This window comes from Paenibacillus barcinonensis, from assembly GCF_003217495.1.
Classification (GTDB): Bacteria; Bacillota; Bacilli; order Paenibacillales; family Paenibacillaceae; genus Paenibacillus; species Paenibacillus barcinonensis.
On the sequence record NZ_QJSW01000052.1, the window covers coordinates 1 to 3,306 of the forward strand.

General features: G+C 38.3%; 3 protein-coding genes and 1 pseudogene. All 4 read right to left on the reverse strand.

Annotated features, from left to right (window positions below):
* A pseudogene (locus DFQ00_RS28500) lies at nt 1-767 on the reverse strand (DUF5704 domain-containing protein); the annotation flags it as partial.
* Nucleotides 768-779: 12 nt separating this feature from the next.
* Nucleotides 780-1,733, reverse strand: coding sequence for a copper amine oxidase N-terminal domain-containing protein (locus DFQ00_RS28505; protein ID WP_110899758.1), 954 nt, complete (start codon nt 1,731-1,733; stop codon nt 780-782).
* A 256-nt stretch (nt 1,734-1,989) separates the two neighbouring features.
* On the reverse strand, nt 1,990-2,463 hold the full coding sequence (locus DFQ00_RS28510; protein WP_110899759.1) for a hypothetical protein: 474 nt from the start codon (nt 2,461-2,463) through the stop codon (nt 1,990-1,992).
* A 6-nt stretch (nt 2,464-2,469) separates the two neighbouring features.
* A partial coding sequence (locus tag DFQ00_RS30050) for a CdiA C-terminal domain-containing protein (protein ID WP_482805328.1) occupies nt 2,470-3,306 on the reverse strand: 837 nt, incomplete at its 5' end.

Sequence of the window (3,306 nt, forward strand, 5' to 3'; positions counted from 1 at the left end):
CCTGGCGCGGTGTGAGGGAAGGTATAATCCTTCCCCTTCTCCAGCTTCATTTCCTTGTCGGTAAAACCGTCTATACCATTCAACGGATTCCCTTTGGTATCAAAGTGCTGAATAATCGCCATACCTTCGGGTGGTTCGAGTTCTATGGCAAATAGGGTTGGAAAATAATAACGATACCCTTCTACACCCGGAGCAAAAACCTGATCATTCTCCACCTGCTCTTCAAGCTTTCGATCAATTCTATTTTTTGCTGTTAACACGCCATTCTGAACATATACTGCTTTTTGTGCTTTATTTGTTCCTAGTCCAGAAACAGGGGTTTTCTCATAATTATTATAGTTTACTATTGAAGTTGCACCCTGATAATACTCTTGAGATTTATCTTTCAATTCTCCAGTTCTAGACGTTTGGAAAGTTGCATTAGCATGTGTCCAACTAAAATCAAATTGCTTTACCTCAATGCTTTTGATTTTTCGATTGGTTCCGAAAGTGAATTCATAAGTTCCACCATCCACTTTACGAACTACGGAATCTGGATGATGACCAGCACCAGTCCATGAACCGCCGCTGTTTTTCCAAACTTCGTAGTAAACCATCCCTACAAAATAGAAGGTATTTGGCTTATTAGGACTAGGGTCCTTAAATAACCTATTAGAACTAATAGAAAATACGGCGGCTTCTGCCTTTCCTGTATTGAATGTGAATATAATCAGAACATATGAGAGAATTATTATAAGACTCAGCGCAGAACTAATAGTTTTTTTCATAATACTTTTTCCTTACTTGAAAGGATTAACGAGAACAACAGCATAACTCTTTAAATTTCTATCTTCAAATAAAATATAATCAGCCTGAGTAATTCTGAAGTTCATCCAACTATTATCAGATTCAACATATTTTCCAGTGGCAAACTTATCTACAGTACTTAATATTGGGTAATAATTCATACCCGTTTTGTCGCCATTGTTTATGAATGCTGCATCTAATACTTGACGCATCTTTGCATATCCATTTTTCATTAAGAATGCAGCTGGCTTACCTCTCGCATCACTACGAACTTCCACCATTTCCAATCCTGCCTTTTTACTCTTCACCAAATCCAAACTGTAGATGACTTGACCATTGCTTAGTTGAATTGGTAAATCATTCTCTTTAATAATCTTCACCCCAGAGAACGTTTCACCCTCCCAATTTTCAAAAATATCCTTAGTCTTTGTGTAAGCCTTAAAATCACTAAGCTTCGTCAGTTTAAATTCCTTATCGTCCGTATTACGAAAATCCTTATTCCCAATCCACACCCAACGACCAATCTTATCCCATTCTACTTTCTCGCCGAGACCCTCACTGACCAAACGCAGCGGAACAAACGTCCGGTTTTGCTTTAATATAATCTGCGTGCCATAGTCTTTCTTTTGTCCATCGACTAGTGCCGAGGTTTGACCAATCGTCATATCTACTTTGTGATCTTTACTGTACACTCCAACTTTAGATACTTTGCCTTCCTTAGAGTATGTAACCTTTGCACCTAGCGCTTCGGATACAAATCGAATGGGAACCATAACACTCCCCTGAGCATCCTGAAATGGCTTGGCATCTGGAAATTTCATCTTAATCGTATTTAACAACACTTCTACTTGCTTAGGCTTACCCGCAGCGGAAGCCGATTCCGCTCCTGATCCAATTAAACTCACACTGATTACACCTGTTAATAGAGCTAATAATAGTTTTTTCATCTTATAAACTCCTCTACTTCCTATGTAGTTTCTAAGTGTATCTCATCACTTCATACTCTATTATCAGATGAAAGGTCCCGAATATATCCACGTCGTGGACACTAACAAAAAGCAGGTCATTATGGTGGTATCTGACCATAATCGACCTGCTCAGCATAAGAGAATAGCATTATGCTGGTTATAAAATTAAAGCATCCAATGTTCCTGCAACCGAAATGAAGAAGTCTAGTCCCACAGATTGATTCACATTTACATCTTAGTTTGACAATTCTTTTTCAATGTAAGGACAGTCAAGTAGACTAAGTAGACTTGTAGTTAAATATTTCGTCTGATACTGATCTAAAGCGTTATTGACAATTAGCTGACCAGTCTCAATTCTAAGCAACTGAGCTGAGCCATCTTCTAGAAATAATAGATTTCCATCAATATGTCTTATAAGCCTTCCTATAATTTTAAATAAAAGCTCTAGTCCTTGATAAAACGTATTACCAAATAGTTGAATTCTGATGCAAATATTTACATCTAAGTTATAATGGTTTCTAACAAAAGCGATATCAGATATATCTTCAATTTCAAGAGCCATTGAAAATAGCTCAGACCCAATAACTATTTCTTCATCGTTACAACTCAATGATGCCTTCTTGTTCGCATACTCAGTTGTAAATCTTTCAATCATCTCACCTAATGAATTAACGCCTACATTAGATAGTAAGAACAATTCATAATCCATTCACTTCTATCCCCCAAATACTCGTGTAATTTCCCCATTTTTCACAATTAATAGTTCTTTTATGTTCTTTAAATCACCGTTTGGATTTGCTTTTCTTAAAATCCCCTGAATAATTTCAGCGACTTTTTCAGAAGGGAATTGATCTAAATTTAGAACTATTCTTTCTGCTTGTGTTTTAGTCTTTTTTGTTATGTTTCTAAGAATGTTATCTACATTTGTTTCTATTGTTGGTGCATAACAGTCAAATACCTTACCTTCAATTAAGAAATCTGGATTTGACGACTCTTTTATTCCGTATCCATTACCACCGTTTACTTCATCTAGCATTTCAATGTCATATCCTTGATCTGCCATCAGATCGGCTGTTTCACTCTCTTTCTTAATACCGTGTGAGTCACCTTTTGTATAGTTTCCTTTAGGTTTTCCACCTTTAGGTAAAGAAGGTTCTGTTAGATTAACATCACCCGTCCCCTCAACTCTTCTCTTCTCCTTCTCCGCAAATTCAGAGAATTTAGAGGATTCCCGAGCTTTTTTGCTCTCCGCGATATTGTCCATCACTTGAAGTCGTGGGTCTTTATATCCGTTAAATCCACCCGCCATTGGCCCCGATCCAGGCGGGCGAGAAGACGCATCAAGCTTTATCCCCCCTCCTGACGATGTTAGCAAATTATGCGGTTTGATCATCTTGGCGGTAATCCCGCCTCCTACCATCATGCCTCCCAAGCCCATCATATTGGCCCAGTGCTCGCTGGACCAGGCATTCGCGGGGAATATCGATTCACGGATTGTACCATGGATGCCAAATGTCAGCCAATTGGCGGTATCATTTGGTGAGTCAAATGC